Annotated in this window: 25 protein-coding genes; 8 read left to right on the top strand and 17 right to left on the bottom strand. The window is 43.5% G+C overall.

Annotated features, from left to right (window positions below):
- Positions 1 to 73 precede the first annotated feature (73 nt).
- The 3 genes from EPX21_RS12855 to EPX21_RS12845 form a co-directional block, all read right to left on the bottom strand.
- Entirely contained in the window at positions 74 to 1,147 is a 1,074-nt protein-coding gene (locus tag EPX21_RS12855) for a FecR family protein (protein ID WP_134090097.1), read from the bottom strand.
- Between the two features lie 74 nt (positions 1,148 to 1,221).
- The gene (locus tag EPX21_RS12850; protein ID WP_134090096.1) at positions 1,222 to 1,824 is read right to left on the bottom strand and encodes an RNA polymerase sigma factor; all 603 of its coding nucleotides are present in this window, start codon (positions 1,822 to 1,824) and stop codon (positions 1,222 to 1,224) included.
- Between the two features lie 250 nt (positions 1,825 to 2,074).
- The gene (locus EPX21_RS12845; protein ID WP_134090095.1) at positions 2,075 to 2,374 is read right to left on the bottom strand and encodes a GIY-YIG nuclease family protein; all 300 of its coding nucleotides are present in this window, start codon (positions 2,372 to 2,374) and stop codon (positions 2,075 to 2,077) included.
- Positions 2,375 to 2,464: 90 nt separating this feature from the next.
- Between EPX21_RS12845 and EPX21_RS12840 the strand changes: the two genes are divergently transcribed.
- Both EPX21_RS12840 and EPX21_RS12835 read left to right on the top strand, forming a co-directional pair.
- A complete protein-coding gene (locus EPX21_RS12840) occupies positions 2,465 to 2,830 on the top strand; it encodes a hypothetical protein (protein WP_134090094.1) in 366 nt (121 codons plus the stop codon).
- Between the two features lie 21 nt (positions 2,831 to 2,851).
- Positions 2,852 to 4,204 carry an amidohydrolase family protein gene (locus EPX21_RS12835; RefSeq protein WP_134090093.1) on the top strand — a complete coding sequence of 451 codons (1,353 nt, stop codon included), beginning with the start codon at positions 2,852 to 2,854 and terminating at the stop codon, positions 4,202 to 4,204.
- Positions 4,205 to 4,217: 13 nt separating this feature from the next.
- On the opposite strand, the gene EPX21_RS12830 is transcribed toward EPX21_RS12835, so the two are convergent.
- The 11 genes from EPX21_RS12830 to EPX21_RS23290 all read right to left on the bottom strand — a co-directional run bounded on the left by EPX21_RS12830 (position 4,218) and on the right by EPX21_RS23290 (position 13,217).
- Positions 4,218 to 4,646 carry a lipocalin family protein gene (locus EPX21_RS12830; RefSeq protein WP_134090092.1) on the bottom strand — a complete coding sequence of 143 codons (429 nt, stop codon included), beginning with the start codon at positions 4,644 to 4,646 and terminating at the stop codon, positions 4,218 to 4,220.
- Between the two features lie 384 nt (positions 4,647 to 5,030).
- Positions 5,031 to 6,872: a carbon starvation protein A gene (locus EPX21_RS12825; protein WP_134090091.1), complete on the bottom strand. Its 1,842-nt coding sequence runs from the start codon at positions 6,870 to 6,872 to the stop codon at positions 5,031 to 5,033.
- A gap of 134 nt (positions 6,873 to 7,006) precedes the next feature.
- Positions 7,007 to 7,225 carry a hypothetical protein gene (locus EPX21_RS12820; protein ID WP_134090090.1) on the bottom strand — a complete coding sequence of 73 codons (219 nt, stop codon included), beginning with the start codon at positions 7,223 to 7,225 and terminating at the stop codon, positions 7,007 to 7,009.
- Positions 7,226 to 7,530: 305 nt separating this feature from the next.
- Positions 7,531 to 7,752 (bottom strand): hypothetical protein, encoded by a 222-nt coding sequence (locus EPX21_RS12815; protein WP_134090089.1) that lies wholly within the window; start codon positions 7,750 to 7,752, stop codon positions 7,531 to 7,533.
- Positions 7,753 to 8,104: 352 nt separating this feature from the next.
- A complete protein-coding gene (locus EPX21_RS12810; RefSeq protein ID WP_134090088.1) occupies positions 8,105 to 8,554 on the bottom strand; it encodes a DUF5675 family protein in 450 nt (149 codons plus the stop codon).
- 122 nt (positions 8,555 to 8,676) lie between these two features.
- On the bottom strand, positions 8,677 to 9,318 hold the full coding sequence (locus tag EPX21_RS12805; protein ID WP_134090087.1) for a DUF6266 family protein: 642 nt from the start codon (positions 9,316 to 9,318) through the stop codon (positions 8,677 to 8,679).
- Positions 9,319 to 9,791: 473 nt separating this feature from the next.
- Entirely contained in the window at positions 9,792 to 10,070 is a 279-nt protein-coding gene (locus tag EPX21_RS12800; RefSeq protein WP_134090086.1) for an AlpA family transcriptional regulator, read from the bottom strand.
- A gap of 51 nt (positions 10,071 to 10,121) precedes the next feature.
- Positions 10,122 to 10,847 carry a LytTR family DNA-binding domain-containing protein gene (locus EPX21_RS12795; RefSeq protein WP_134090085.1) on the bottom strand — a complete coding sequence of 242 codons (726 nt, stop codon included), beginning with the start codon at positions 10,845 to 10,847 and terminating at the stop codon, positions 10,122 to 10,124.
- A 24-nt stretch (positions 10,848 to 10,871) separates the two neighbouring features.
- On the bottom strand, positions 10,872 to 11,933 hold the full coding sequence (locus tag EPX21_RS12790) for a histidine kinase (RefSeq protein WP_134090084.1): 1,062 nt from the start codon (positions 11,931 to 11,933) through the stop codon (positions 10,872 to 10,874).
- A gap of 73 nt (positions 11,934 to 12,006) precedes the next feature.
- Entirely contained in the window at positions 12,007 to 13,026 is a 1,020-nt protein-coding gene (locus tag EPX21_RS12785) for a hypothetical protein (protein ID WP_134090083.1), read from the bottom strand.
- Between the two features lie 59 nt (positions 13,027 to 13,085).
- Entirely contained in the window at positions 13,086 to 13,217 is a 132-nt protein-coding gene (locus EPX21_RS23290) for a hypothetical protein (protein ID WP_255502174.1), read from the bottom strand.
- Positions 13,218 to 13,523: 306 nt separating this feature from the next.
- On the opposite strand from EPX21_RS23290, the gene EPX21_RS12780 reads away from it, so the two are divergent.
- The 3 genes from EPX21_RS12780 to EPX21_RS12770 all read left to right on the top strand — a co-directional run bounded on the left by EPX21_RS12780 (position 13,524) and on the right by EPX21_RS12770 (position 15,612).
- On the top strand, positions 13,524 to 14,540 hold the full coding sequence (locus tag EPX21_RS12780) for a helix-turn-helix domain-containing protein (protein WP_134090082.1): 1,017 nt from the start codon (positions 13,524 to 13,526) through the stop codon (positions 14,538 to 14,540).
- Between the two features lie 145 nt (positions 14,541 to 14,685).
- A complete protein-coding gene (locus EPX21_RS12775; RefSeq protein ID WP_134090081.1) occupies positions 14,686 to 15,153 on the top strand; it encodes a MauE/DoxX family redox-associated membrane protein in 468 nt (155 codons plus the stop codon).
- A gap of 165 nt (positions 15,154 to 15,318) precedes the next feature.
- Positions 15,319 to 15,612 (top strand): hypothetical protein, encoded by a 294-nt coding sequence (locus tag EPX21_RS12770; protein ID WP_134090080.1) that lies wholly within the window; start codon positions 15,319 to 15,321, stop codon positions 15,610 to 15,612.
- A gap of 26 nt (positions 15,613 to 15,638) precedes the next feature.
- Here the strand turns inward: EPX21_RS12770 and EPX21_RS12765 are convergent, their stop codons facing one another.
- From EPX21_RS12765 to EPX21_RS12755, 3 genes are all read right to left on the bottom strand, one after another.
- On the bottom strand, positions 15,639 to 17,048 hold the full coding sequence (locus EPX21_RS12765; protein WP_166670755.1) for a thioredoxin family protein: 1,410 nt from the start codon (positions 17,046 to 17,048) through the stop codon (positions 15,639 to 15,641).
- A gap of 74 nt (positions 17,049 to 17,122) precedes the next feature.
- The gene (locus EPX21_RS12760) at positions 17,123 to 18,505 is read right to left on the bottom strand and encodes a RagB/SusD family nutrient uptake outer membrane protein (protein WP_134090078.1); all 1,383 of its coding nucleotides are present in this window, start codon (positions 18,503 to 18,505) and stop codon (positions 17,123 to 17,125) included.
- 17 nt (positions 18,506 to 18,522) lie between these two features.
- Positions 18,523 to 21,975: a SusC/RagA family TonB-linked outer membrane protein gene (locus EPX21_RS12755; protein ID WP_134090077.1), complete on the bottom strand. Its 3,453-nt coding sequence runs from the start codon at positions 21,973 to 21,975 to the stop codon at positions 18,523 to 18,525.
- Between the two features lie 594 nt (positions 21,976 to 22,569).
- Here EPX21_RS12755 and EPX21_RS12750 point away from each other — a divergent pair.
- The 3 genes from EPX21_RS12750 (at position 22,570) to EPX21_RS12740 (ending at position 24,312) form a co-directional block, all read left to right on the top strand.
- Positions 22,570 to 22,836, top strand: a complete 267-nt coding sequence (locus EPX21_RS12750; RefSeq protein WP_166670754.1) for a helix-turn-helix domain-containing protein — start codon at positions 22,570 to 22,572, stop codon at positions 22,834 to 22,836.
- Between the two features lie 528 nt (positions 22,837 to 23,364).
- Positions 23,365 to 23,919, top strand: a complete 555-nt coding sequence (locus EPX21_RS12745) for an ORF6N domain-containing protein (RefSeq protein ID WP_134090075.1) — start codon at positions 23,365 to 23,367, stop codon at positions 23,917 to 23,919.
- Between the two features lie 9 nt (positions 23,920 to 23,928).
- Positions 23,929 to 24,312, top strand: a complete 384-nt coding sequence (locus tag EPX21_RS12740) for a hypothetical protein (protein WP_134090074.1) — start codon at positions 23,929 to 23,931, stop codon at positions 24,310 to 24,312.
- Positions 24,313 to 24,346 lie beyond the last annotated feature (34 nt).

The raw sequence follows: 24,346 nt of genomic DNA, 5'->3' as shown, positions 1-24,346 counted from the left end.
ATCATGTTTCCAGCTTTTTAGCGGGTTTGTTGTATACTTACCTCTAGGTTTGCTTCGTTTTATTCATATGATTTTATTGTTGGTTAATATTTAAGGTAAAAATGATAATGCCATCTTCCAATTGATAATAAGCTTCCACAGCCTTTGCAATTAAACTTAGTTTTTCTTGTAAAGAAACGTTGCCTAAAAAAGCGGTAATCGGCCGTTCTTCCAATAAAGGGTCTTTAATCTGCACGCTTACACCATAATGCGCCTGCAATACTTCGGCGACTTCGCGCATGGGGCTATTTTCGAAATCAAAAGCTTTTCCCAGATCTTCTTTGAGGTGCAAAGCATGTGCAGAGGGCACCGCTACCCACGTTCGGTCGCCGAAGAGCCGCGTTTCCTCGCCGGCTTGTAACACCAACCCCCTGTCGTGATGAGCCGCGTCAGCGCCTTCTTTTTCTTTGCCTTTTACCCGAACGGCACCACTGGTTACCAACACGCTGTGACTTGCTATATTAGGCCTAGCATCAACAAAAAAACTAGTTCCCAAAACGGTTGAGCTCAATTGATCCGTATGAACAATAAAAGGAGCCTGCATACGCTTACTGACATCAAAAAAGGCATTACCCACCAATTGGACTTCCCGTTTGGACATAAAAGAATCCACGCAATAAGTTAGGCTGGCTTCCGGTTGCAAGACAACTGTTGATTCGTCGGGCAGTGCGACCAGTAATGCTATATCCGCTGTATTCTTCACTTGCTTACTGCCGGCACCATCCAGACTAGCAACAGCCAGTTTCGTCGACCGATAGGTGGGTACCTTCCAAATCCAATAGCCCAGAACCATCAGCACAAGTGCCGCCGCAATCCAACTAGTGAACTTAGGGATAACGAAGAATTTTGGTAATTCGACGAGGCCTGGACTTTGCCATGCAGCTGCAATAATAGTCTCCTTTAATCCGGCAGCATCACGATTCAAAGGCTTTATTTTCATATTCAGTAAGAGACGCCGAGCCTCGGACGCATAAGGTTCGAGTAGAGGAAAAAGCACCAACACTTCCTGCCAATACAGATCGCTTGCCGACTGCGGTGACTGCACCCAATCTATGAAATCATCATCGCTCAAGAAATCGATCGTTTTATAATGTTTATAGCGTTGCATTGGTTAGTTTGCGTGTGTATCTGTTAGTATATAGACACACCAGTACAAAATCTACCTATGTTTTTCGATTTTTTTTAAAAAAACGGTATATTGAAACAGAGGAGCATACACAAATGCGTAATAAGGGCTTCATAATCTACCTTTTTCTTCAACGCGAGCAGCGCGCTGCGCAACAAGTTGTAAACCGATTGACTCGTTAGATTCATTATTTCCGCAATTTTTTGCTGCTTAATGCCTTCATAAAACCGTAAATAGAGAATCTCGCGCTGCCGAGGAGACAGCTGATCGATATACATTTTCATTTGTAGTTGCACCGTATAGGCTGGTTCATCCGGATCTTCAAGCGTAACAGTAAAGTCGGGAACATGGCAAGCGGCCGTACTCAACTCGTCATTCATCTGCCATTTAGGAAGCTCGCGAAAAATCTTGTTCCGAACGGCCTTCATTAAGTAGAATTTAATTGAAGCAGGCTGTTGAAGAAATGTCCTTCGCCTCCACATGAAAAGAAACACTTCTTGTATGCAATCTTTTACGAGCTCCTCGTCTTGGCATAAACGTATTCCATAGGTATACAGTGTATCGGTATAACAGGTTACTAAGGCCGTAAAAGCGTGCTTTTGTCCGCTAACCAATCCATTCCACATAGACCGGTCATCCCATTCGAATTGCTCCCTCATAACAGGTTTATTTACTTGTGTTAGTATATTTTTTATTGAGGAAATACAAAACTAATTATTAGCCTATGAAAAAAATTACATGATATACTCCAATGTCTCAGCAATCTTAACATGTTATGGCTTTCCGCCAGTATGAGCAAGCCCATCCGTCACGTCTACCGGAACTTCTCGTCATGTCGAGCGGAACGCAGTGCAGCCGAGACATCAGTCGGTATATACACAGATACTTCCGCTACGGTCGGTATGACGGTTACCATTCGGATATTTCGTTCCATAAGTCGTTCCAAGCCGGATTAGTAGAGTTTATTAACAGTTCCTTTTTTAATCGGCTCCATTTTTTTAATTGTTTTTCTCTCGCAATGGCTTCCTCAATTCGGGAAAAGTTCTCATAGTAAACACATACCTCAAGATTGTATCTGTTTGAAAAGGACTCCGGATGAATTCTCATTTTATGTTGAGTAATTCTGTTTCTTAGATTTTTCGTTACCCCAATATAGAGTGTTGTTCTGGTTTTATTGGTTAATATGTAAATGCTTCCGCCATATTCCATATGCTAATTTAGCGTTTCCATTTTAATTAAACATTTCTATTTGTGTCATTAGGTTGTGTGAAGCAAAAATAAAAGGCCTTCTCCTCCGTCATGTCGAGCGGAACACAGTGCAGCCGAGACATCAGTCGGTATTTACGCTCAGATACCTCCGCTACGGTCGGTATGACGACGCCTGGTCGGTATGACGAAGCCCTTTCTCCGTCACGTCTACCGGAACGCAGTGCAGCCGAGACATCAGTCGGTATATACACAGATACTTCCGCTACGGTCGGTATGACGACGCCTTCTCCTCCATCATGTCTACCGGAACTTTTCGTCATGTCGAGCGGAACGCAGTGCAGCCGAGACATCAGTCGGTATATACACACAGATACCTCCGCTACGGTCGGTATGACGACGCCTGGTCGGTATGACGAAGCCAAAATTTACCAAAAGAAAAAATATCCTTACCTTTAAACTGTACAATATCAACAGGCTATGTATAAACCCCTTCTGCTCCCACTGATTTTACTGTTCTTCGCTTGCACCTCTGGTGGCAATAACGATAAGGCTGCCGTTGGCAAAAAGTTAATTTTAAAAAATGCGACACTCATCGATGGAACGGGTGCCGAAGCGCGTCAAACGGATATCACCATTGAACGCGGTAAAATCACCGCCCTCAATTCAACGGTGGATACCGCCGAGGCAGAAGTGATCGACCTCAGTGGAAAAACTGTTCTACCGGCTTTTATCAGCGCGCACGTACATATCGGCACCCTGAAGGGAACATCCGCCAATGCTGAAAACTATACAAGGAAAAACATTCTGCGGCAACTGCAGAATTATCAGCAATATGGCATTCTCCATGTACTGTCCATGGGCACCGATCGCCCCCTCTTGTTTGCTAACCAATTCTATGATTCGCTAAAAAACGGCCAATTAGAGGGTGCGCGACTTTTTTCAGCAGGCATCGGTTTTCATGTGCCGGACGTGAAAACTCCTGCCGGCCCGCCAATGGATTTACTATATAGACCCAAAAGCGCTGCGGAAGTGCCTGCTCTGATGGATTCGCTGATGCAATATAAGCCGCGCGTTGTCAAAATTTGGGTGGACGATTTCGGTGGTAGCGCAAAAAAAATGGACCGCTCCGTATACCAAGCCGTTATTCAGGAGGCTCATAAACAGCAAGTACCGGTGGTAGCGCATGTCTATAACCTAGCCGACGCTCGCCAACTGGTGGCCGACGGGGTGGACGTGCTCGGCCATAGTATCCGCGACCAATTGGTGGATGACGAACTGCTGAAACAAATGAAGGCGAACAAGGTGGCTTATATCCCAACATTGACGCTGGATGAATTTGCTATCGCCTATGCCGGCAATCCGGAATGGATAAATGATCCATTTTTTAAGCAAGCCTTGGAGCCTGGCGTTTACGAAATGCTCCATACAGCCGACTACCGGACAAAGGTGAAAGAAGATCCGCAATACGCCCGAAACGTCCGCGCCTTCCAGCACGCCCTGGCGAATGTGCAGCGTATCGCTCAGGCAGGTATTTTGATCGGATTGGGTACCGATTCGGGCGCTTCGCCCGTCCGCGTACAAGGATTTTCCGAACACCGCGAACTGCAGTTACTGGTAGAGGCCGGACTGACTCCTTTGCAGGCGATTTCCATTGCTACACAAAATGCGGCGAAGATCTTAAGGATCGATGATCAATATGGAACCATCGAGAAAGGTAAAGTGGCCGACTTACTGGTACTCAGTGCCAACCCATTGACCGACATTAAAAACACACAAAAAATCGAGGGAGTCTTAAAGGCAGGCAAATGGGTGCGCGGTGGTAACGATTAGCCAAGGCCTTATTTTATTTCCGAAAAAGCAAAGCCACTTGCTCTCCTCCGGCCATAATAGTCATCTGCAAGGTTTGGTTATCATCGTTTAATACAATATTCGCTTGTTGCCGCTCATTGCCATCTATTAAATAATAGGTTCCGTCTTCATTTATCCAGTCAGATTGAAGTGTTTCCGTCTGGCAGCCGCTTGCATCTTCATTCGGCACCGACAAGGTTAGATTCATGGTGCTTTCGTTGATCGTTAAACGCGAATCGCGAAAGCAGGCACGCTCGGTCACATCAACCGCTTGCCCGCCATCGTAAATGGCTCTCAAATTCCAAGTGCCGATTGCCGGATCGGTTACTTTTAATTCTTCGTCATCGTCTTTTGAGCAGGACAGACTGATGGCAATCAATACCACCGCGAAAAGCATTTTCAGGAAAGTTGGAGCCTTTTTCATTGATCAGAAGTTACTATTAATAATTATACAATCGTTCGATGAGCCAGCTTCACGCCCGACACTCATCTAATTAACAGCCACTAAATTAACGAGAATAGCAATCCCTGTAAATCGCAGAAAACCCTTGTTTTGACTCATGGAATTCAGGGATATTTTTAAAGGGGTTAAGCTTTAGGGTATAAGGCGTATGCTGTAGGCAGTAAGCGCTAGGCTTTAGGCGACAGACAATAATAAATCAATCGCATAGACCCTTCGGCTTCGCTCAGGGTGACGACCGGTAACTGACAACTGGTAACCAATAACCGGCAACTGACAACTGGTAACGACAACTGGCAACTGACAACTGGTAACCGACAACCAACAACTTAATTAACCAATAACGAACTACCGCTCCACCAGTTCCTTTACCTGCTCGCCATAGTAATCTATTTGTCGACCGTCGAGCTTCAACAATTCGTACCACCTTCGGAACGCTCCCACAAATACCACCAACATTAAGAGCATAGCCACCATGGCCAAGACAGCCAATAAATATTCCCCTTTGGGAAGGTAGCTGTCAACGATTTGCAGATAACCGGCCCAAAAAGTAATAAAGGCCATAAAAACACCCGGTATTGCCGCACATAGGGCATGTTTGCCCCGATTTAAACGAATCAGCATGGTCGTACAGACGATCAAGCCACAAGCGGCCAGCAGCTGGTTACTAATACCAAATAAAGGCCAGATACTGCTTACATTACCCGTATAAACCAGATAGCCCCAAGCGAAAGTAAAGAGCAAACTGCTGAAAATAATCCCCGGTGTCCAGTTCTTATCGTTAAACCTAGGCCATACCGATCCCAGCATTTCCTGAAGGAAAAAGCGTCCTACACGCGTGCCGGCGTCAATAGCTGTCAGAATAAAGACCGCCTCAAACATAATCGCAAAGTTATACCAGTAGGCCATCAGCGCATCCATGCCCGGAATTTTATTAAAAATATGTGCCATGCCTACCGCCAGTGATACGGCTCCGCCCGTTCTGCCATGGAGATCCAATCCGATTTTCTCCGAAAAATAATCAATTTCAACGCTATGCAGCGTCGGATGTGCAGCCAAAAAGGCATCGTATCCTTCTTTCGGCGTGTTGATCGCAAAATAGTCGCCCGGCATCAGGGTACAAGCGGCAATCAAAGCCATCAATGCCACAAAACCTTCCACCAACATGGCCCCATAGCCCACAAATAGAATCTCACGTTCATGGGCAATCATTTTCGGCGTCGTTCCCGTTGCAATCACTGCGTGGAAGCCCGATATCGCCCCGCAGGCGATCACAATAAAGATAAAAGGCAGCACCGGCCCGCCGATAACAGGCCCGCCCCCATGGATAAAAGAAGTGAGCGCCGGCATTTCCAACGTGGGATGAATGAAAATGACGCCAATGGCCAGCATCACGATGGTGCCTATTTTAAGGTAAGTAGACAGGTAATCCCTCGGAACCAGCAACAGCCATACCGGGAGTACAGACGCCAGAAATCCATACGCGGGAATGGCTATAGAAATTGTCTTGATATCCCAACTGAAGATATTATTAATCACTTCATATTGCATCAACTCATGACCACCGATAATGCCCGCAATCAGTAGCACACCGCCAAGGATGCTTGCAAACAACACGCTGTTCGCTTTATAACGCATAATCAAACCCATAACAATCGCAATAGGCATGGTTATCAGTACGGTAAAGAGCGACCAGGCCGCCTCATGCATGGCATTAATGCAGGCTAAGGAAAGCCCGGCCAGCGTTAAAATAAGAATAAACAAAATCGCGAAGCCAGCCACTGTTCCGGTGAGCTTACCGATTTCCTTCGAAGCGATGGTTGCTAAACTCTGTCCTTTATGCCTAACGGAAGCGAATAGCACCACCATATCATGGACACCACCTCCCAGCACACAGCCGATCAAGATCCACAAGGTGCCGGGCAAATAACCAAATTGGGCAGCCAACACCGGCCCAACCAAGGGGCCTGCTGCGGCAATGGCTGCAAAGTGATGGCCGAAAAGCACATGCTTATTCGTTGCTACGTAGTCTTTGCCATCGGCAAACTCCAGTGCAGGCGTCTGGTGTTTATTGCTTAATTTCAAGGTTTTATTTGCCAGGTAGATGCCATAAAAGCGGTAAGCTATGGCAAAAAGCAGTATCGATGTAAAAACCAGCGTAAGTGCGTTGATACCATTTAACGATTCCATGGGTTGTTCATAATTAACGGTTTACGATAAAGCGATTACACAAACTTAGAGAAAAACATTGGCATTGGCATTGTTGATTCCTTTTAATTCACCAAAAAACAACATCCCCCAATCAAGTAGGGGGATGCGCTTTATTACTTAGGTGGCTGATCCTCCTTGGCTACCGTAGAAATCGCTGAAGCGACTATTCCAGCGGTTGCTAAGTAACCGGCTATGGTAAGCACTGTTGCCGGTAACGTGATCGGTGCGGTTAATAAGGCGCCGCCAATAGCCCCTAAAGTTAAACCGATGGTTCTTACTTTCTTAAAGAATGTCGGAGTTGGTGATTTGATTCTTTCTGTTATTTCTTTCATTTTCGTTGTTCGTTATTCGTTGTTGGTTGTGAGTGGAAACTAGTAGCAGCGGCTGTTGCAGTAGCAGGAACCCATACGTACTACTTGAAACGTACGACTTAAAACATATTTGTAGTTCGTTGTGAGTGGAAACTAGTAACAGCGGCTGTTGCTTAGCAGGAACCCATACGTACTACTTAAAACGTACGACTTAAAACATGTTCGTTGTTGGTTGTGAGTGGAAACTAGTAGCAGCGGCTGTTGCTTAGCAGGAACCCTTACGTACTACTTAAAACGTACGACTTAAAACATATTTGGCATAATGCCTAAGGCCTAAAGCCATTTTCCAAAAACTCCATCCGTTGCCTTAGTAAATTGTAATTGGCTTTTGTTTCGGACTTTATCAGCTGCATGCTTGCTTTCATTAAAGCGACATCCTGTTCCATTTTACGGATGTTTCCATGTAGCTGTTTTAAGAAATAAGCTATAATTGATAATAAAACACTGATAATAGTTCCCAATAAGGTTATTAATTCTAATGATTTCATTGTTGTCTTTTTTAATTAAAATTTTCATTTTCTTTTCCCCTTTGATGGGAAAAGAAACAAAAGGATCAAGGCTGTCTAGGTCTCGCTAAAAATCCAATTGCCCGTACACCGTTTTGCGGAGCCGCCCCAATCCTCATTTCCTTCCCTTCGCTTCTTCGCATAACGTTTTTTCCTGCTCTTCCAATTGAATTTTCTTTACGCTTACCCTAGAAGGCCGTTTTATCCTACGCGCGAGCGCCTCGTATCAGCACTGCCGTTCCGATCCCTTCCTCACTTCGCTCGACATGACGTAAGAAGGTGCTACTGCTTCTGTTACTGCTACTATTATCGCTCACAACCGGCAACTGGCAACTCACAACTGAACCATTAACGGTTCAATCACTAAACTCCGCCCCTCCTCAGCGGCCTCTGCCAATAAAGGATACACCCGTTTATAGGCATCTGCGGAATGCAGCACGCGGTAATTTCCATCAATCAATTGATAATAGCTTCCGGTTAAAGGGCAGCCTCTGGTATCGCTATGGTAATTCCCAATGTGGATGAACACCAAACTGAAATTGGGGATCCCTTTAATCTCGACCATCCCCCGGTGCATAGAGCTGTACCTACTTCGGTACCTGGCATTCATGCCGGCCACTTTGTTCAGCCCAAGCTGATAGGTTCCGGCGGGGATGGCCGTTTCACCAGGAATTTTTTCATCCCTTACTTTGTCCTCCAGCATATAGCATTGAAAGAGGTTATCTATGTATAGCTGGCCGAGAGTCGTATTGACGCCTTCGGCGATTCTTATTAGTTTAATCATATTATTTAGTTTTTGGGCGTTAGCTGTAGGTTGTGGGCACTATGCAATAGGCTCTAGGCTTTAGGCTTCCACTTACATTCAAAAAAAGCAAACCGACCGAAGTCGGTTCGCTGTGAGATCGCCTACGATACGGTAATCGTACCTGCGTACTGGCTGTTGGAAGTGACCTTACCTTCGCGGTGGGCCATGATTATCCACACGGAAAGCTCATCGCCCGAAAAGACGGTGGGCAATTCCAGATTCAAGCTCCCGTCTGCACGTGTGGTTTCTTCAACAATATCGAAGAAAGCTTTATTCTTGTTATACACTAAGACGATCACCTCGTCGTCAGCAAAAGCATTAAAGCTGTTCATTTTAGGCTGCCAAGTCAAGGTCGCCTCGCCAGGATTCGTCTCCGCTAAGTCGAGCCCGAAAAGAGGAGCCAGTCGCCCGCGGCTAAAATAAACCTCTTCATAAGCAATTTCTAAGTTTGGGTAATCCCCTACAATGCCCTCTTTTAACATATGCCTAAGCGCGACATTGTAGCCCGTCGACTTTGTCTGTTGCAGATCGCTAAAGCCGATATTCAGTAGATCCTTGATAGGACTCAAAAAGGCCACGGCCAAACCGAATTTAGCTCGCTGCGCCAATTGTGCTTCTGTGGCCGGCTTGTTCGACGGTCGCGGCAAACTCCTCATATAATCAACCGAGCGCCAGCGGCTACCGATATTATTACCAACCTTACCTGAAAAAGCACCATTGATTCCCTTTAAAAATGTTCCCATTTGTCTTTTTTTTAAGCGTTTTACATTTTTTAACTCAAGTCAGACACATTATGCATACCGGTATTTTCTGTATCCTTGACGCAAACATAGGGGCAGAAAACAGCCCAGGCAATTAATGATCGGAGACGATTGAAATTGATGGCAGGTGATAGCAGCTGATAGCTTTTCGAAGAACACCGAGCACTTTTTTGGTTAGTATGCAGGCAATGACAAGGAGATGCAGAGGAGACATGCTCCGGACAAGTTCGACAAAGGTTCGAAAAGCCTCGAAAGCTACCGAAGCTACGTCGAAGCCTACCGAAGCATAGCCGAAGGTTTCCCGACCCACACAAAGAGCGAAGTCGAACAAAAGGCGAAGCTACGTCGAAGCCTAAGCGAAGGATTATCGCAGCAGTGTCGAACGAGTCTCGAGGAAGCCTCGAACAATCGCCGAAGCGTATTCGAAGCATAGCCGAAGGGTCGCCGAAGAAGGATCAGATTCGCCCTCGCCTTCGGCTTTCTTCCAGCGCCTCTACCAGGTCGTCCTCGTAGAAATAATGACGATTTCCCTTGATCCGCGGCTTTAGCTCGCCATTTTTTACGTGCCGGTAATAGGTTGCTTCGCTGATTCCTAGCTTGTCCATGACATCTTGGGCACTCAAGAGACGATCAGGCAATTTTTTGCCGCCGTTTTTCGTTCCATGGCCGGTTATATTTTCCAGTAACTTGTGGATCTGTACCACTGTCTGTAATAATAAGTCGAGTTTGTTCATCGTCGTTGAATGGTTAAAAGCAGGTTAACAGGTCAAAAAAACATTATCTACTTAAAGCTTATGCTCATTTAACCAGTCGGAAAAATCTTTGGCAAGTCCTATTCGGGAGATCGGGAGGTGTCGCTTAACGTGATATAGAAAAACCTTTGAATCGGCATAACTCTTATAGTACTCGGTGTTGATAACAAAGGAATTCGATATACGGACGAACAGGTTCTTCGGCAACGCATTATATACACGCACCAGCGGTTCGCTCAAAACAATTTTTTCTTCTTCTGCCAGTACGAGTTGCGCGCCGCCGTCTATCGCTTCAATATAGAGAATATCTTCAAAAAGCACCTTATAATTTTTACGGTTATTCTTTTCGTTCACAATGCAATACCGTGGAGTAACGCGCATACTATTGAGTATCGCATGAAATTGAGGCTCGCGCAAGCGTGTTACCACATCGAAGAATCTGGAAAAATCAATGGGCTTGAGTAAAAAATCAGCCACCCGGTGTTCAAAACCGTCGTACGCATATTCCCTGTGGCCCGTACAAAGGACAACCTTCGTGGGAGGCTTTATCCATTTTATCAGATCAAAGGCCGATAGCTCCGGCATCTCTACGTCCAGGAATAGAATGTCCGGGTGATATTTTCTTAGCTTATCGAGTGCTTCTGTAGGAGCTGTCGTTTGAAAGAGGATGCGGACATGCTGCATTTTGCTTAGATATTTCTTTAATAAGCGTATAGTCTCCGGATCATCATCCACAATGCCACAAGTTAAGATGTCCATGTTTGTTCTGTATTTGCTATAATATCAATGACGTTCAATGGCAAGCAAGAGAATAAACAGATTATCCTCTTGCCAGTAGCTAAGCCTGAACCGCTGCCCCAACAGGTGTTGTAACCTTGCCTTAAGATCCTTAAGCCCCGAAGACCTCGATACTCGGTTCGACTCCCGCTTTGCAACGCCATTGATGGCCGTAATCAGTAAGGTATCGCCCGCAGTCACCACACGTAAAACCGCTTGCTTGTTTACTGCATCCAACACCGCATATTTCAGTATATTTTCTACACAACAGATTATCGTAAAAGCAGGCACCCGAAACGCGCGCATACTGCCCATACACAGCAAGCGAATCGGCATTTCCTCCGTCTCTTGCCCATAGTAAGCGTTAAGCAATTTACCGGTTTCCGATAGTTCACGTTTCAATAAAACCGTTCTTAGTCCCAGCTCGTCCCGATCGCCCATACCATACTTTATGATCTCCGATAGATGGAGAAGCCGCTCCGCTAAGCCCTCGTTTAAATGGTAAATAAGACTATAACAACGGTTAAAGGCATTCATTAAAAAATGAGGGGCAACGCGGGCACCCAGTCCCTGAAGCCGAAAATGATGTAGGCCTTGGCGCAAAATGTGCAAATTCGTCATCAAACGAGCCAACCTCCTCTCCTTTCTTATGTTATGATATAACAAAAAGTAGATAGCAGCGTATTTACCCATTTCCTTCAGCACACGTCCCGCGTTCGCCATAAACTGACCGTGTGAATACAGCCTATCTTCCCGATAGATCTTCCAACCCAGGGCGGGTGTGATTGCATAAACATAGAGCCACATAAAGAGCAAAAACACAAGCACACTGCAAAGTACCGGCCTTAGCGACCGCCTCTTTGGGGATGGCCGAAAAAACCAAAAAAGGAGGGAAAGCAATCCATAAAATACGAGTGCCAAAAGCACGACCAATACGACAATACGTCCCACGGAACGATCTGGATAAGCGTTCAGATTGTGCCGGTACATAATCAGGATATAAATGAGCCAGGCTGCTATATGAAAATAAACAGTCTTACGGCTTACTCTGGGTAACCATTTCATCATAAGCTGTGTTTGTTAAATGTTAGATTTAAGCATGAGGAATTACCCTTCTGCGATTAATCTAGGAAGTAAAAACTTAAATATATAAGTATTTAAGCATATTCACAAAATCGCGGTACAGCCCCTCCCCGATTCGGTAGCTCATCATGGTTTCTGCACACAAAATATAGCATTGGTTGCGGCTTCGATACGGAAAATACCGGTATGCATTCCCTTCCTTTATCTTCCAGGCCCTATTCCTTGGGTATCTACCATTCGGTTGCCCCGAAAGCCAATGTTCCCACTGATGCAAGTGATCAGCTTGCTTTAAGGTGAGCTGCAATATGCCGAAAAGTTGATGCAACACGCTATCCACACCTTCGAATCTGTCGGTATCCTTTGCCACATAAATAGGATTATGGGTAATCAATTTTGGCAGATATGCTTTTGTTCGCGGAACGATAACCGGATAGATGGGACATGCTGCAAGCTTGGCAAGCATGGGAATGCCCCTTGGGACAAGGAGATTTACTGCGAAGAAAGGGATGGATGCAGCGTTATTCAGATCACGTCGCACGGCGAGTCCGCGCCCTCCATCCGTATAAACCAATACATAATAACCTTGCTTAATATAATTACACATCTTGCGGACAACATATGGGTCTTCGGCTAATAAAATCGGCGGCAATCGGAAACCCTGGCTACCGTTAGCGCGCAGATAAGATTGAAAGCCCTTCTGTTTTGCAACCACTTCTGATATGAGCAGAACAAAAGGAATCGCTTGTTGCATTAGCCATCGGCCGAGTAGACGATACGAACCGACATGATAAGTTGCCAGAATACCGGGTTTATCAAGGTAAGCATGCAGTTTACTCCACGCAGGCCGATCAAAGATGGCCAAGGCCTCCGGCTTACGCTGATCAAACAAGGTAATCGCTTGATGAAGACGCGCTTGTCGGAACAATCGAAGCAGTTTTTCCGCTTTCACGCCCGTTTCAAAATGTTGCAATTGGGCGCCAAAAAAAGCAAACGAACGAACGATTGCATCATCGTCAAAAAGCGCTTCCTCACTATATTGTTTGATAAGTGGTTGAATTTTTTCCAGATAAGTATTCATAATTACGATTTTGTTAAAAGTTGATAAAAGGAGGATGCCTTTGCATCCTCCGGTACAGGTTAGAAAATCTCAAATGGGCATTTATTCTCATCGTCATCCAATTCATTCCTTTCAATGAGTTGGTTTAACGAAAGAGGTGTCCCAAGTGTAGGCAATACGCGATTGATCAGTTCAATTTGTAACTGTGACATATTTAACTCCATTAATTTTTGAAACATCGCCCTATTTACGGAGAAGGGCACTTCCGACTTCTTATCTGGCCAGGCAGAAGGTTTTCTTGGTGATCACGTTTCAAAAGTGATACTTCCGGGTATGAAGTCAAAGGAATTTCTTTACCTTACCGTTTTTGGAGATCAATTGCCGGAAAAAGCTAAAATTCTACCATCTAAGCCGAAAAAAACGTCAACTAAGCCCCAAATTCCGCATAGTAATACTTTTTAAACGCCCAGCCGTTCTTTTTTCAGAACTTGCCTTACAAGAAACAGACAGCGGTGCCTATGGTAAAACCTGTACTTATTGATTTACCGACCGACAAGGAATCCGATATACTACACGGTGAGCGACTGCCTGCCACCACATCCCAACGCTTGGCCCTGGCAGCAATCAACTATTGGCAAAACCGACAGTTTTCGGTAATTGAGCAATATTACGATGCCCCGGATGCTTTTATCTGTTTAGCCGAAGTCGATTCAACATTCCCGCTGCAACTGGAGCTGAGGTTCCAACGATCCGATTTATATTGGCTTTACCAATTACAAGGACAACATCGCATTCACTGTATCGACCGCCTAGCACAGCAAGTGCTGCAAACAAAGGAAGCCCATTATACACAGGCCTACATCCCGGCAGGCAAGTACACCGTCCACTTCGCAGGTGGCAGGCATCAGCTATTTTATTTTGTGATCAAAGCGAATTGGTTGAGACGATATGGAAGACGTAGTATGGAGGGTTTCAATCATCTCCTCGATAGCCAGCGGGCACAACAGCAAGAAGCACAACACAACCAGTTCTGTCCCATCCATGAAGAAATACACAAGCAGCTTCTCAGCCTTTTCACTTTGCCCAAGGTCAAACGCTTTCATTATGATCTTCTGATTTATAAGCACTGCTTTGCCCTCTTAGATTTAAGTCAGGAAGAGCTCAAAAGAAAAAACGCATCGGCATCAAAAAATAAAGACCCGCTCACTTCCATCCGGAACTACATAAAAGAACAGATACCAAAGGGAAATCTTATTTCAATCGCAGCGATAGCTGCATTTTTTAAAGTAAATTACCGGACCCTACGACGCCAGCATTATCAAATTTATGGTTATAGTTTGGCGGAATTCATTCAACAGAAACGGATGGAACAGGCGGCTGATCTCCTCGTCCATACCGATATGCCGATCAAAGAAATTGCTCATTTTTTAGGCTATACCGTAAACACCTCCTTTCACCAACGCTTTAAGCGGCATTACGGTATTTCTCCAAGTTCATACCGTCTGCGCCATCTTAAAACGCCCCCGGCAAAATGACCAAAAGAAACAACATAGATGGCCAAAAAACGCTAACTGCCAAGCAGATACATGCACTAACTTTACTTTTAAATGGAAAGGGAAAGGTAGAAGTTGCCGGGTGAATCAATCGCCGGCCGCTGGTTAAAAAGAAAGGAGAAGTGAAATGAAAAGAGAAAAAATAATCAATGCACTTACGGCTTTTATAGCGATGATGTTTTTCTATGCTATTGTTAGCAAACTTTCGGACTATGAAGAAGCACATCGACAGATGCGCAACCAGGTCTTTCCCGATGCGATTGCAGACATACTGACTTGGCTGATACCATTGATTGAACTACTGATTCTCGGGTGTTTAGTTTATAAACCTAAAAAGCTGCTTGGCCTATGGGCTTCTTTTGCTTTGCTCAGTGGATTTTGCCTATACATCATCCTAGGGATGAATAAGTTCTTTGATAGGATACCCTGTAGCTGTGGAGGCATTCTTTCTGAGGATGGCACCTATCGGGATCAATTAAACTTTAACCTGGTATTCATTGTCTTTGCCCTTATCGCCATTGCCCTTGAAAAAAGATGGTTCAACCGGCTTATTCAATTTAAGAAATACAAACGGCATATACAGACTATTGGATAGGCCTCAATGCAGGGTACGGATTTCCCCTGTGAAATAAAAAACGGTTAACCGCAACGGTTTAGATCCCGGGAAACCCAAGCGGCAGGTAATGTGACTGTACCTGAGGAATTCAGCACTTCACTCAATGGTTTTAGTATCATGAAAAACTTACTAAAAAGGATGAATGTGATTGCCATTCTAGGAATGTTAATCACAGGAAGTGTAGCCTACGCCGGAGCAAACGGCACATCCTTCTTCCATGCCAGTAAGAGAGCAACCACTTATTATGTTATCGGCGAAACCGCTAACACCTATTTGCTTTCCCAAAATCCAGAGCAAGGAGAAGAATGTAATCTTACAGGCTCTCGTCCATGCCAGGTTACTACTACAGGCTCTGCCACACTTCCCAGCGAGGTGGACAAGCAAGTAATAGATAACCAGATGAATCTCACCATAGATGCGTGGCGTGATTCATTTTAATAAGAAAAGGGCTCAGGGCCCTTTTCTTATTTACTACCTACCAACGATGCTATTTTATTTCGCAGTTTTACCAAATCATGTAAATCATTAGAGTTAAAGTCCAAAACTTTTCGATTCCCATCGATCAATATCAGTGTAGGGAAAAATGTTATTTTATTATCTGCTAATATGCTTTTGTCGACGTCGTTTACACGGAGGTTAATCGCTCTATCACCAGTATATTCTCCCGACGCTACGCCTTTTAACCATTTTTCTCTGTCCTTATCAATGTTTATTGATAGAAAAACCAGTTCACTACTATCAACAAATTCCTTTTCAAGTGTGCTAAGCACCTGTTTGTACAATTTGGTACAATAACCGCATCCTACAAACCAAAAATCGATCAACGCCACTTTCCCTTTAAATTCGTCTAAACAAATGTCACCTCCTTCCATACGCTCAAAACAATAATTTGCCAATTGCCTTTTGGAAGTGATGGCAAGCTGTCGTTTCAAAACCGATACCGCCATAGGATCCTCAATGAAGGAGAGCATGTGTCGATAAAGGACATCTTGTTTTTTCCCTTTCGCCAAAACAACCACCATGTATGCTAAGAGCCTGTCACGTAATAACCCATTAAAATTAGTATTAATCAAGTTAAAAACACCTGCTAACAATTCTTCCTCCTTTTGAGCTATATTCACATACGCTGAAAATCTCTTCAAAGTAAAATCAAGATATGCTTTCGATAAACTCAATGCTTCGGGAGCAAGGTCAAGATAAGAATCAGGTTTTCTCAATATATCTACCGAGGCTATCTGTGATCCTAAATCCGTTAGATGGTTTACTTCTAGATCCAGCATAGTCTTTTTGTATTGAAACAATATATCTGCTTTGATCAGATCATACGCTAATCTACTCGTCATCGGTCTATAATGCTGCAATATTTCCAACTGATCAAGCTGCCGATCGGTCAAGGCGTAAAGATCAGAAAGCAGACTTCTGTTCTTCAGTTCCGTTTGAACGTTCGTCGCAGATTGCTCTGAAAAAACCTTATATCGTGCAGTATATTTCGCTGATCCTTCACCGGAAAAAGCACATTGGGAATATATTCCTCCAAATGTTTCTCGATACGCCAACTCCAAAGAAACATCGTCCCCCTTTTCCCAAAACTGCTTTTCAATCACCATAGCCATTTTATTTGGGCCGCCCTTATAGCTAAATGTTCTAGTTTTTAACAAAAAGAAAAAACCGTAACTCTCCTCATTAGTAATATTAAATTGATAAACCCCTCGGCTATTTCTCCCAACGGTAAATTGTTGTCCGCTGTTATAATTGTCAAAAATCCCATCGGCTACGACCAATGTTAACGAATCACCCTCCTTACTGTCCTGGAGGTCCACCGTTATTCGGAATGTGTAAGAACTTTCGGAAGCAAAAACTGAGATATTAGTCAATGTAGACAGTAAATTGATCAAGACAACTGCCGCAGTGTACGTTATACAAGATCTTATAAAGTTTTTCATTAATATTACCTTTCGTTTTGGTGTATCCCACTTTGTTCTATTTCCTGCATAGGTATCGGCATAACATAGCGGATATCATTTGGAGGGAGCGTATACTCCCTATCTCCCACTCTTCTTGTTAAAGTTTTTTGAAATGCCGTCTCTCGATTCAACCGTTTAAGATCTTCCCATCGTAAATTACCCGTAAATGGCAATTCTTTTCGGCGCTCCAAAAGAATCGCCTCCAACAAGCCTTGTTGAGTATTTATAGTCAAAGGACGATAAGTACCGTGGGCAAACCGATGCTCCAATAGATAATCCAGATCTGCAGAAGCCAGTTCCAATGCCCCCAGTCTAGCCCTAGCTTCCGCCCTAATTAATAACACTTCATTATTTGCTATGCCGCAGAAATTTGCTAGGGTTCCCGAATAACCTCCAATAAACTTTGGATAACCTTCGGCGATTCTATAGAAGAAGCGTTTACGCAAATCATTATCCTCGTAACTTGAATAAAGTGAAGAGTCTATAATGCCGTAACTTGAGGTCAATGGACGAACGGAGCGATAAGCAATAGCATCGGCGTAAAAGGATACTTCCGGATTACCGTTTCCTTTTGCCGGAAATCTGTAGGTAATATTCTCTGAAACGAGGTCACTGTTAAAATCGAGCAGATTATCGTTGATGGATAACGCTTGATCTGCATAATATTCTGCCTGTCCGTAATCAGCCATATTTAGGTATATTTTTGCAAGCAATGCCAAAGCGGCTGCTTTAGATGGCCTCTGTATATACTTTTGTTCATCAGGCAAGAGGGCCGCTGCCTCTTGAGCATCTGCCAACATTTGCTGAAATGTATCAGATAAAGAGGCACGGGACACGATGATATTTACATCAGTCGTTAACCGCAATGGAATGCCCTGATCAAGGGAGGCAGTTGAAGCATCATAAGCCTTACAAAAAGCCTGCGTAATGTTGTAAAAAGCATAAGCCCTGAAAAAATAAGCTTGCCCCTTTACATTCGCATATTCTGACTGTGCCTCATCTAAATCATCCAGACCTTCTAAAACCAAATTGGCATACTCAACGATCGCATACATGAGATTCCATTCCGCACTTGTTCCATCGGCCCATATTTCGTCTGCCCAGAGGTATAGATTCCGTTCGGTCTCCGTAGCGGTTGGCAATATTTCATCCGGTATATATAAATTGTCCGAGCCAACTAGACCCGGGGTGGAAAAATTGCCATTCATCACATTGGAATTATCCAACAAGGCTTGAAAATCATTAAGCGTTTCAGGCACTACAAAACCCTTGCTACTTTTGACATCAAGCCATTCATCCTTTTTGCTACAGGAACCAAAGCTTAGTAGCAAAGTAATCAGCATTATATAGCTTATTATCTGTTTCATATTGATTAAATTTTATGTTAAAGGTGAAAAGAAGCGCCAAATGACCAATAAGTTGGGGCAGGATAATTGCCATAATAAATAGCTAAAGGATCAAGTCCCAGTTTATTTTTGCGCCACAAAATGCCCAGGTTTTTAGCGTAGCAAAAAATCTCTAAATTTTTAATCCCACTTCGTCCCCATAACCGATCATTGAAATGATAGGACAAACGTACGTCCTGCAGACGAATATGGTCACCATCTTCCACCAACGCCTCCGAATACTGGTAGAATATACTACGATTCGTATTGCTGGCATAACTGATAGAAGGCACCTGAGTATGCTGCTCGTCTCCCGGTTGCTGCCACCGTTGCAGGTAATCGCTATGTAGTCCTGTAGCCAATAAGTTTGCATAATTGAGATTCACGGAAGACCTACGGAAAACATAACCCAACTGATAAGTAATATTGAAAGAAAGGCTAAAATTACGGTAACTGACGTCCTGCCGAAATGCGCCGAAAGCAGTAGGCCGAATCGTTCCGTTATACACCAGGCTGTCAGGACTATAGTTATTCCGTATAGCGTTATAATCGTTGCTGACCGTCCCCTGAAGAAATCCTAAAGGATCACCGCTTTGCGGGTCGAGACCAGCCCAACGGTAACTAAAGAGGCCATACATAGGCCTGCCCACCACCCCTCCGGCAGATTGGATACTTGTAGAAGTCAGCGGAGCATCGTACCGTATCACCTTATCGTTCACGGTACTCAATAATAAGGTACTATTCCACTTGAAAGCCTTTACCAAAATCTTAGCATTGAGGTTTAGTTCCAAACCTTGCGTATTGCTACTGGCTGTATTGGCCATAAAAGTGGTAAATCCTGTTTGCGGAGCAAGGTTGGTGGGTTGGATCAAATCCCGTCCTTTTTTCCAGTAAAATTCCAACGTTCCGGAAATCCTATTTGCTTTAGATGCAAAGTCAACCCCAAGATTGGTATTCCTTACTTTTTCCCAAGCCAGTTCAGGATTTGGAGCTTTGGCGCCCACAATGACCTTTGCGCCGGTTTGTGTGTCTGTGGAATAAGACCCAGTGAGATAAGCCGAACCATAATTGTATACGTTGCCATTAACGCCATAGGTTGCCCGAAGTTTTAAATAGGGCAACCATGCCAAAGGATAAAAATGTTCTTTGCTCAATAGCCAACCCAACCCGGCAGACCAAAGCGGGGTAACCCTTTGATTGGGCTTTGTACCGAAGAGATTTGCTCCATCCTTCCGGCCACTCAGATTTAACAGATATCTACCTGCATAAGAATAACCAAGATTGGTATAATAAGAAACATATCGGTTCAATTGGCCGTCTATGCCACTTGGCGGTGCAGGAATCAGTGCAGAACCTGATGGATTTGCTGGGTACCATGTAGTATAGTCGAGAAAACCCACTCCGGTACCAAACTGATCGTCATAGCCATAAAAGCTATTATTATAGCCTTCGGTTTTCAATTCTCGCAGTTCAGTTCCAAGGATACCATTCAGCTCATGAAGGCCAAACGCCTGATTATAGTCCAATTGTCCTCTCGCATTCTGGGAAAGCCATTCATAATTGCCCAGATCCAGCAGGCCGCCTTGTGGAAAATTATACTGCCAATCGTTGGCATCTTCCCCTCTGACTACGAATCTGTTGACCATATTACGCGCATTATACGATAGTGGGTTGCTATAATCATAGCTATTGATCGTCTGTCTTTCGTTCTGGTAAAACAGGCGTGCGGTGAATCCGGGCACAACTTGATAATCAGCCGAAACCCTCAACAGCAGGTCGTTAACTTTGGTAAAATTGTCAGTTAAATGAATTTCATCTAAGGGCCGATAACGCCAATCCATGCCTCCTTCGGTTTCCCATTCGTTGAGATAAATACCATTGATCCCTCGTAGAATATCAGCATTGGAACCGTCTGCATTCTTCAATCGTGCGTAAGGATAAATACGATTGTATTTACCTCCTACGGAACTATAGGATCCATATGCAAAATCATTGTTCTGTGTCGTTTTATTTTGGCTATAGTTTAACCCTAGGGATACTGAAAATTTTGTTGAAAAAGAGTAGGTTTGATTGCTATTTATGGACGTACGCTGAAACTGGTTAGCTACAAGGCTTTCACGATTACGGTCATGCCCAACAGAAAAATTATAAGCCAGTTTGTTGTTCCCTCCGCGCACGCCAATATAATATTGCTGATTGATAGCCGGTTGGTATATAAAGTTCGCATAATCCTGGCGCACATCGTTGCTAGCAAGCTGAGCCAACCTATCGTTAACTTCAGTTTCGGTCAACTCACCGTTCCTTTGTTTAGCCAGCCAATCTACTACGGGTGTTATAGACGGCCATGAGCGCCTATCATTGAGGTCGGTATCAAAATATCCTTGATTAAAGAGATACCGTTCTAACTCGATATAATCGCTAGCCCCCACATAAAAAGGATCATAGAAAAGATTAGGCTTTTCCGTAATACTCACATTAGCCGAAACATTCAGCTTCAGCGGTTCATTCTGTTTTCCGCTCTTTGTAGTAATCACGATCACCCCATTACCAGCTCTCGCGCCCCATATGGAAGCGGCTGCAGCATCTTTAAGAATAGTAATAGACTCGACATCATTAGGATTGATATTACTAATCTCGCCTTCATAAGGAAAATTATCCACAACGATCAGTGGGTCAGTAGAGCTGTTGAAGGTACTTTCACCGCGAATGTTGATCCCCGTATTTTTCAATAGTGGAGAGGTCGCTATATTTCCGGTATTGGCCCGATTAAAGTATATCCCTGTGGACATCCCGTCTAAACGATCAAGAATATTCGTTGAAATCCTTCTGTTTAGTAAAGCACTATCCATGTGCACAAAACTCCCCGTTGCCCTTTCTTTGGGTAAAACTTGGTATCCTGTACTCACCTGCACTTCTTCCAGCTGGGTGCCATTGCTTTCCAATCGAACCTTTAACGGGGTCGATTGGCTCCCTCCGAAGGGAACTTCGGCAATCTTATAGCCTACATAACTGACGAGCAAAATCCCACCTGTATCGGGCACTGTCAACCGGAACATACCATCCGCATCCGTCAAGACCTTGACATTCTGTTCCCATATTTTTACAGTAGCTCCATCCAGTGGTTCATTTGTTTCGGCAGATACAACTTGTCCATTAAGTAGATAAAAACTTTGCAAAGCCACGCCGTGGGCAGCCTCCGGGGAGGAGGACTGCCGGGCGTGTGCCAAACAAACACAGAACAAAATCTTTAAGGTTATAAGGTAAAAGGCATAAGGTTTAAGGGGGCGCAAGGCCTGCCCTTTAGTAGGTCGTTCGTCTCTACCGGAAGTCGTTCGTCGCTTTCTTTTATCTTTATTTCTCTTTTTGATCTGGTATCCAGCCGATAGCTGACAGCTGATTTCTGACAGCTTGTGCTTCGGCCATAGCACAGCCCTTACGATTTTATCGTTCATTTTTTTGAATAGGTTGGGTTAAAAAATCTTGTTAGGTACTCAAAGAAATTTTAACCGGAGCTATTCGGGCTTACGGATAATGTTTTTGAAGAGAAATTTACGGGAATGTAATTGACTTACATAACAAGGCGCATGTTCTAATGCTTTAGAACGTTGGTTGGATTGGTTTGGATTAGGTTTTCTTTTCATAACTCGCTTCAATGGGCAAGTCTCTTTAGCAGCGAAGCCTTTCACTATAGCCCGGGCTCCATCAACCGCACTGCAGGCTTCCGACGGCCGAACGGAACGGATTTACGATAGAGCCCGTGGCGCTATAGTGATACAAATGTACACAAAAGCCACCACAGGCATTAACCTACCGCCTCGTCCGTTCGCAAAGTGTCGGAATTTGCAGTCGAGACTCTTTAATTAATGCCTAAGGTTTCTCAAATTGGAAACCACATTCAAAACTACTATATTTTTCATTTAAATCATAATATATTATGTTTTATACATAAACAATTATGAATAAAACATAATAACGCATTGAATATCAAGCATTTACATTTTGAAAATCAGCTATAAATGTGCTATTTTAGCTGCAATAAACGTACGATGGCTAAAAAATCAAGGAAAGAGGCAATATTTAGAATTGGTGCAATACTTGCTGAACAAGGCGTCAAAAAGCAGGTGTTCGCGGAGCTAGTGGGTGTAAATACAGGTACCGTTTCAGAATGGATCAATCATAAGACTTATCCGGAAACCAATAAATTACCGTTAATTGCGAAAATTTTAAATGTAGATATTAGAGAACTACTGATTTCAACTCCAACTAAATCCGGAAAATCTGAAGCACAAGTTAAAAGCCATGAAAAACAATAAGGAACAATTGGTTTTACCCTTGTTTCTATAAGTTCAAAACTTATTAAGATACTATCTGTCACTTGTCGTTCATCATTGGGAAGATTTAATATTTCTTTTCAATAGTATCCTTGAGAAAGAAAACGATGATGCTTTTGCCAATGGCGAATAAGACCCTACATCACCAAGCATAAAATCCCCTATTCAACGATAGGAAAAAAAATAAAAAAGATTTAGGCTTTGAAGAAGATTGGATTCAGGAGGACTTAAGCAGATAAATGTGACGGTGTGACGAGAGCAAAAATCAGTAAAATCGAAAATACTTATGAAGATTATACGTTCTCAATCTTACTTAAAGTCTGTGTGGGCGTTAAAGAAACCGCTGGAAGAGATATCAAAAGAAAACTAGTAAAAGGATTATGCCTATGCTAAAATCTCCTCTAGCGTATACATAAGTTGATACGAAACGCTAAAAACATTTCTCGAAATACTCCTATTTTCACTATATTAGAGCCATAAACAGTAGTCAATCTAAACCCTTGATTAGCCATGACCGAAACCAAATCAATAGATGACAGATCCGTTATACCCGATGAAATAGTAATTAATAAAATATATTTTATTCGAGAGCAGAAAGTAATGTTAGATAGCGACCTAGCAGAACTATATGGAGTAACCACAAAGCGCCTAAATGAGCAGGTTAAACGTAATATGGCTCGTTTCCCCGAAGACTTCATGTTTCAATTGAATGAAATCGAATGGGAATCTTTGAGGTCGCAATTTGCGACCTCAAAAGCAGGAAGAGGAGGCAGAACCTATCTGCCTAATGTTTTCACAGAACATGGTATTTTGATGCTATCCAGCGTTTTAAACAGCGAGCAAGCCATCCAGGTAAATATCCAGATCATGCGCATCTATACTAAAATTCGAGAGCTACTCTTAGCTCATAAAGATGTGTTCTTAAGGGTTGAACAAGTAGAAAAACAAATGATCAAGCAAGACCAGAAAATAGAAGTACTGTTCAGTTACCTCAGTAAATTCATCGAAAAAGGGGAAAAACCGAGAAAAAAGGTTGGATATGAGATTGGGAAGAACAAGGGATAAGTGATCACCATGGATACAGCAATATTGGTAGAAGATTTATATGAAAAGGGAAAGGAATTGATTATTGCTTTGGACAAACAGGGAATTTCTGTACCTACGGCATTCCTGATGAGAATTTCTGAAGAAGACTATAACTGGTCGCTCGTTTTGGCCATGGAGGGTGTCAAGGACAATGGTTCTAGACAATATTATCAAAAGATTCTTTCCACCATACAAGAAAACGGAATACCATTATCCTTGGCAGACATACGCGTCATTGATAAAGATGAGGAGACAATCCGTGCTTTGCAAAGGATGATCCATACAGGAAACACGATTAGCAGAATTAACTTTTTCGGTAATTATATCAACGGACAAAGATTCCCTGATTCTGTTATCTATCGAGCTTCCTAAATCCATTGGTATGACGGATCCAAAACCTCCACCG

The organism is Olivibacter sp. XZL3 (assembly GCF_004368405.1).
Classification (GTDB): domain Bacteria; phylum Bacteroidota; class Bacteroidia; order Sphingobacteriales; family Sphingobacteriaceae; genus Olivibacter.
This window is presented reverse-complemented; position numbering and strand designations above follow the sequence as displayed.

Excerpts from the sequence above, each read along its gene's own strand:
- EPX21_RS12855 (WP_134090097.1), bottom strand. The coding sequence starts at position 1,147 with ATGCAACGCTATAAACATTATAAAACGATCGATTTCTTGAGCGATGAT.
- EPX21_RS12850 (WP_134090096.1), bottom strand. The coding sequence starts at position 1,824 with ATGAGGGAGCAATTCGAATGGGATGACCGGTCTATGTGGAATGGATTG.
- EPX21_RS12845 (WP_134090095.1), bottom strand. The coding sequence starts at position 2,374 with ATGGAATATGGCGGAAGCATTTACATATTAACCAATAAAACCAGAACA.
- EPX21_RS12840 (WP_134090094.1), top strand. The coding sequence starts at position 2,465 with ATGTCGAGCGGAACACAGTGCAGCCGAGACATCAGTCGGTATTTACGC.
- EPX21_RS12835 (WP_134090093.1), top strand. The coding sequence starts at position 2,852 with ATGTATAAACCCCTTCTGCTCCCACTGATTTTACTGTTCTTCGCTTGC.
- EPX21_RS12830 (WP_134090092.1), bottom strand. The coding sequence starts at position 4,646 with ATGAAAAAGGCTCCAACTTTCCTGAAAATGCTTTTCGCGGTGGTATTG.
- EPX21_RS12825 (WP_134090091.1), bottom strand. The coding sequence starts at position 6,872 with ATGGAATCGTTAAATGGTATCAACGCACTTACGCTGGTTTTTACATCG.
- EPX21_RS12820 (WP_134090090.1), bottom strand. The coding sequence starts at position 7,225 with ATGAAAGAAATAACAGAAAGAATCAAATCACCAACTCCGACATTCTTT.
- EPX21_RS12815 (WP_134090089.1), bottom strand. The coding sequence starts at position 7,752 with ATGAAATCATTAGAATTAATAACCTTATTGGGAACTATTATCAGTGTT.
- EPX21_RS12810 (WP_134090088.1), bottom strand. The coding sequence starts at position 8,554 with ATGATTAAACTAATAAGAATCGCCGAAGGCGTCAATACGACTCTCGGC.
- EPX21_RS12805 (WP_134090087.1), bottom strand. The coding sequence starts at position 9,318 with ATGGGAACATTTTTAAAGGGAATCAATGGTGCTTTTTCAGGTAAGGTT.
- EPX21_RS12800 (WP_134090086.1), bottom strand. The coding sequence starts at position 10,070 with ATGAACAAACTCGACTTATTATTACAGACAGTGGTACAGATCCACAAG.
- EPX21_RS12795 (WP_134090085.1), bottom strand. The coding sequence starts at position 10,847 with ATGGACATCTTAACTTGTGGCATTGTGGATGATGATCCGGAGACTATA.
- EPX21_RS12790 (WP_134090084.1), bottom strand. The coding sequence starts at position 11,933 with ATGATGAAATGGTTACCCAGAGTAAGCCGTAAGACTGTTTATTTTCAT.
- EPX21_RS12785 (WP_134090083.1), bottom strand. The coding sequence starts at position 13,026 with ATGAATACTTATCTGGAAAAAATTCAACCACTTATCAAACAATATAGT.
- EPX21_RS23290 (WP_255502174.1), bottom strand. The coding sequence starts at position 13,217 with ATGTCACAGTTACAAATTGAACTGATCAATCGCGTATTGCCTACACTT.
- EPX21_RS12780 (WP_134090082.1), top strand. The coding sequence starts at position 13,524 with ATGGTAAAACCTGTACTTATTGATTTACCGACCGACAAGGAATCCGAT.
- EPX21_RS12775 (WP_134090081.1), top strand. The coding sequence starts at position 14,686 with ATGAAAAGAGAAAAAATAATCAATGCACTTACGGCTTTTATAGCGATG.
- EPX21_RS12760 (WP_134090078.1), bottom strand. The coding sequence starts at position 18,505 with ATGAAACAGATAATAAGCTATATAATGCTGATTACTTTGCTACTAAGC.
- EPX21_RS12755 (WP_134090077.1), bottom strand. The coding sequence starts at position 21,975 with ATGAACGATAAAATCGTAAGGGCTGTGCTATGGCCGAAGCACAAGCTG.
- EPX21_RS12750 (WP_166670754.1), top strand. The coding sequence starts at position 22,570 with ATGGCTAAAAAATCAAGGAAAGAGGCAATATTTAGAATTGGTGCAATA.
- EPX21_RS12745 (WP_134090075.1), top strand. The coding sequence starts at position 23,365 with ATGACCGAAACCAAATCAATAGATGACAGATCCGTTATACCCGATGAA.
- EPX21_RS12740 (WP_134090074.1), top strand. The coding sequence starts at position 23,929 with ATGGATACAGCAATATTGGTAGAAGATTTATATGAAAAGGGAAAGGAA.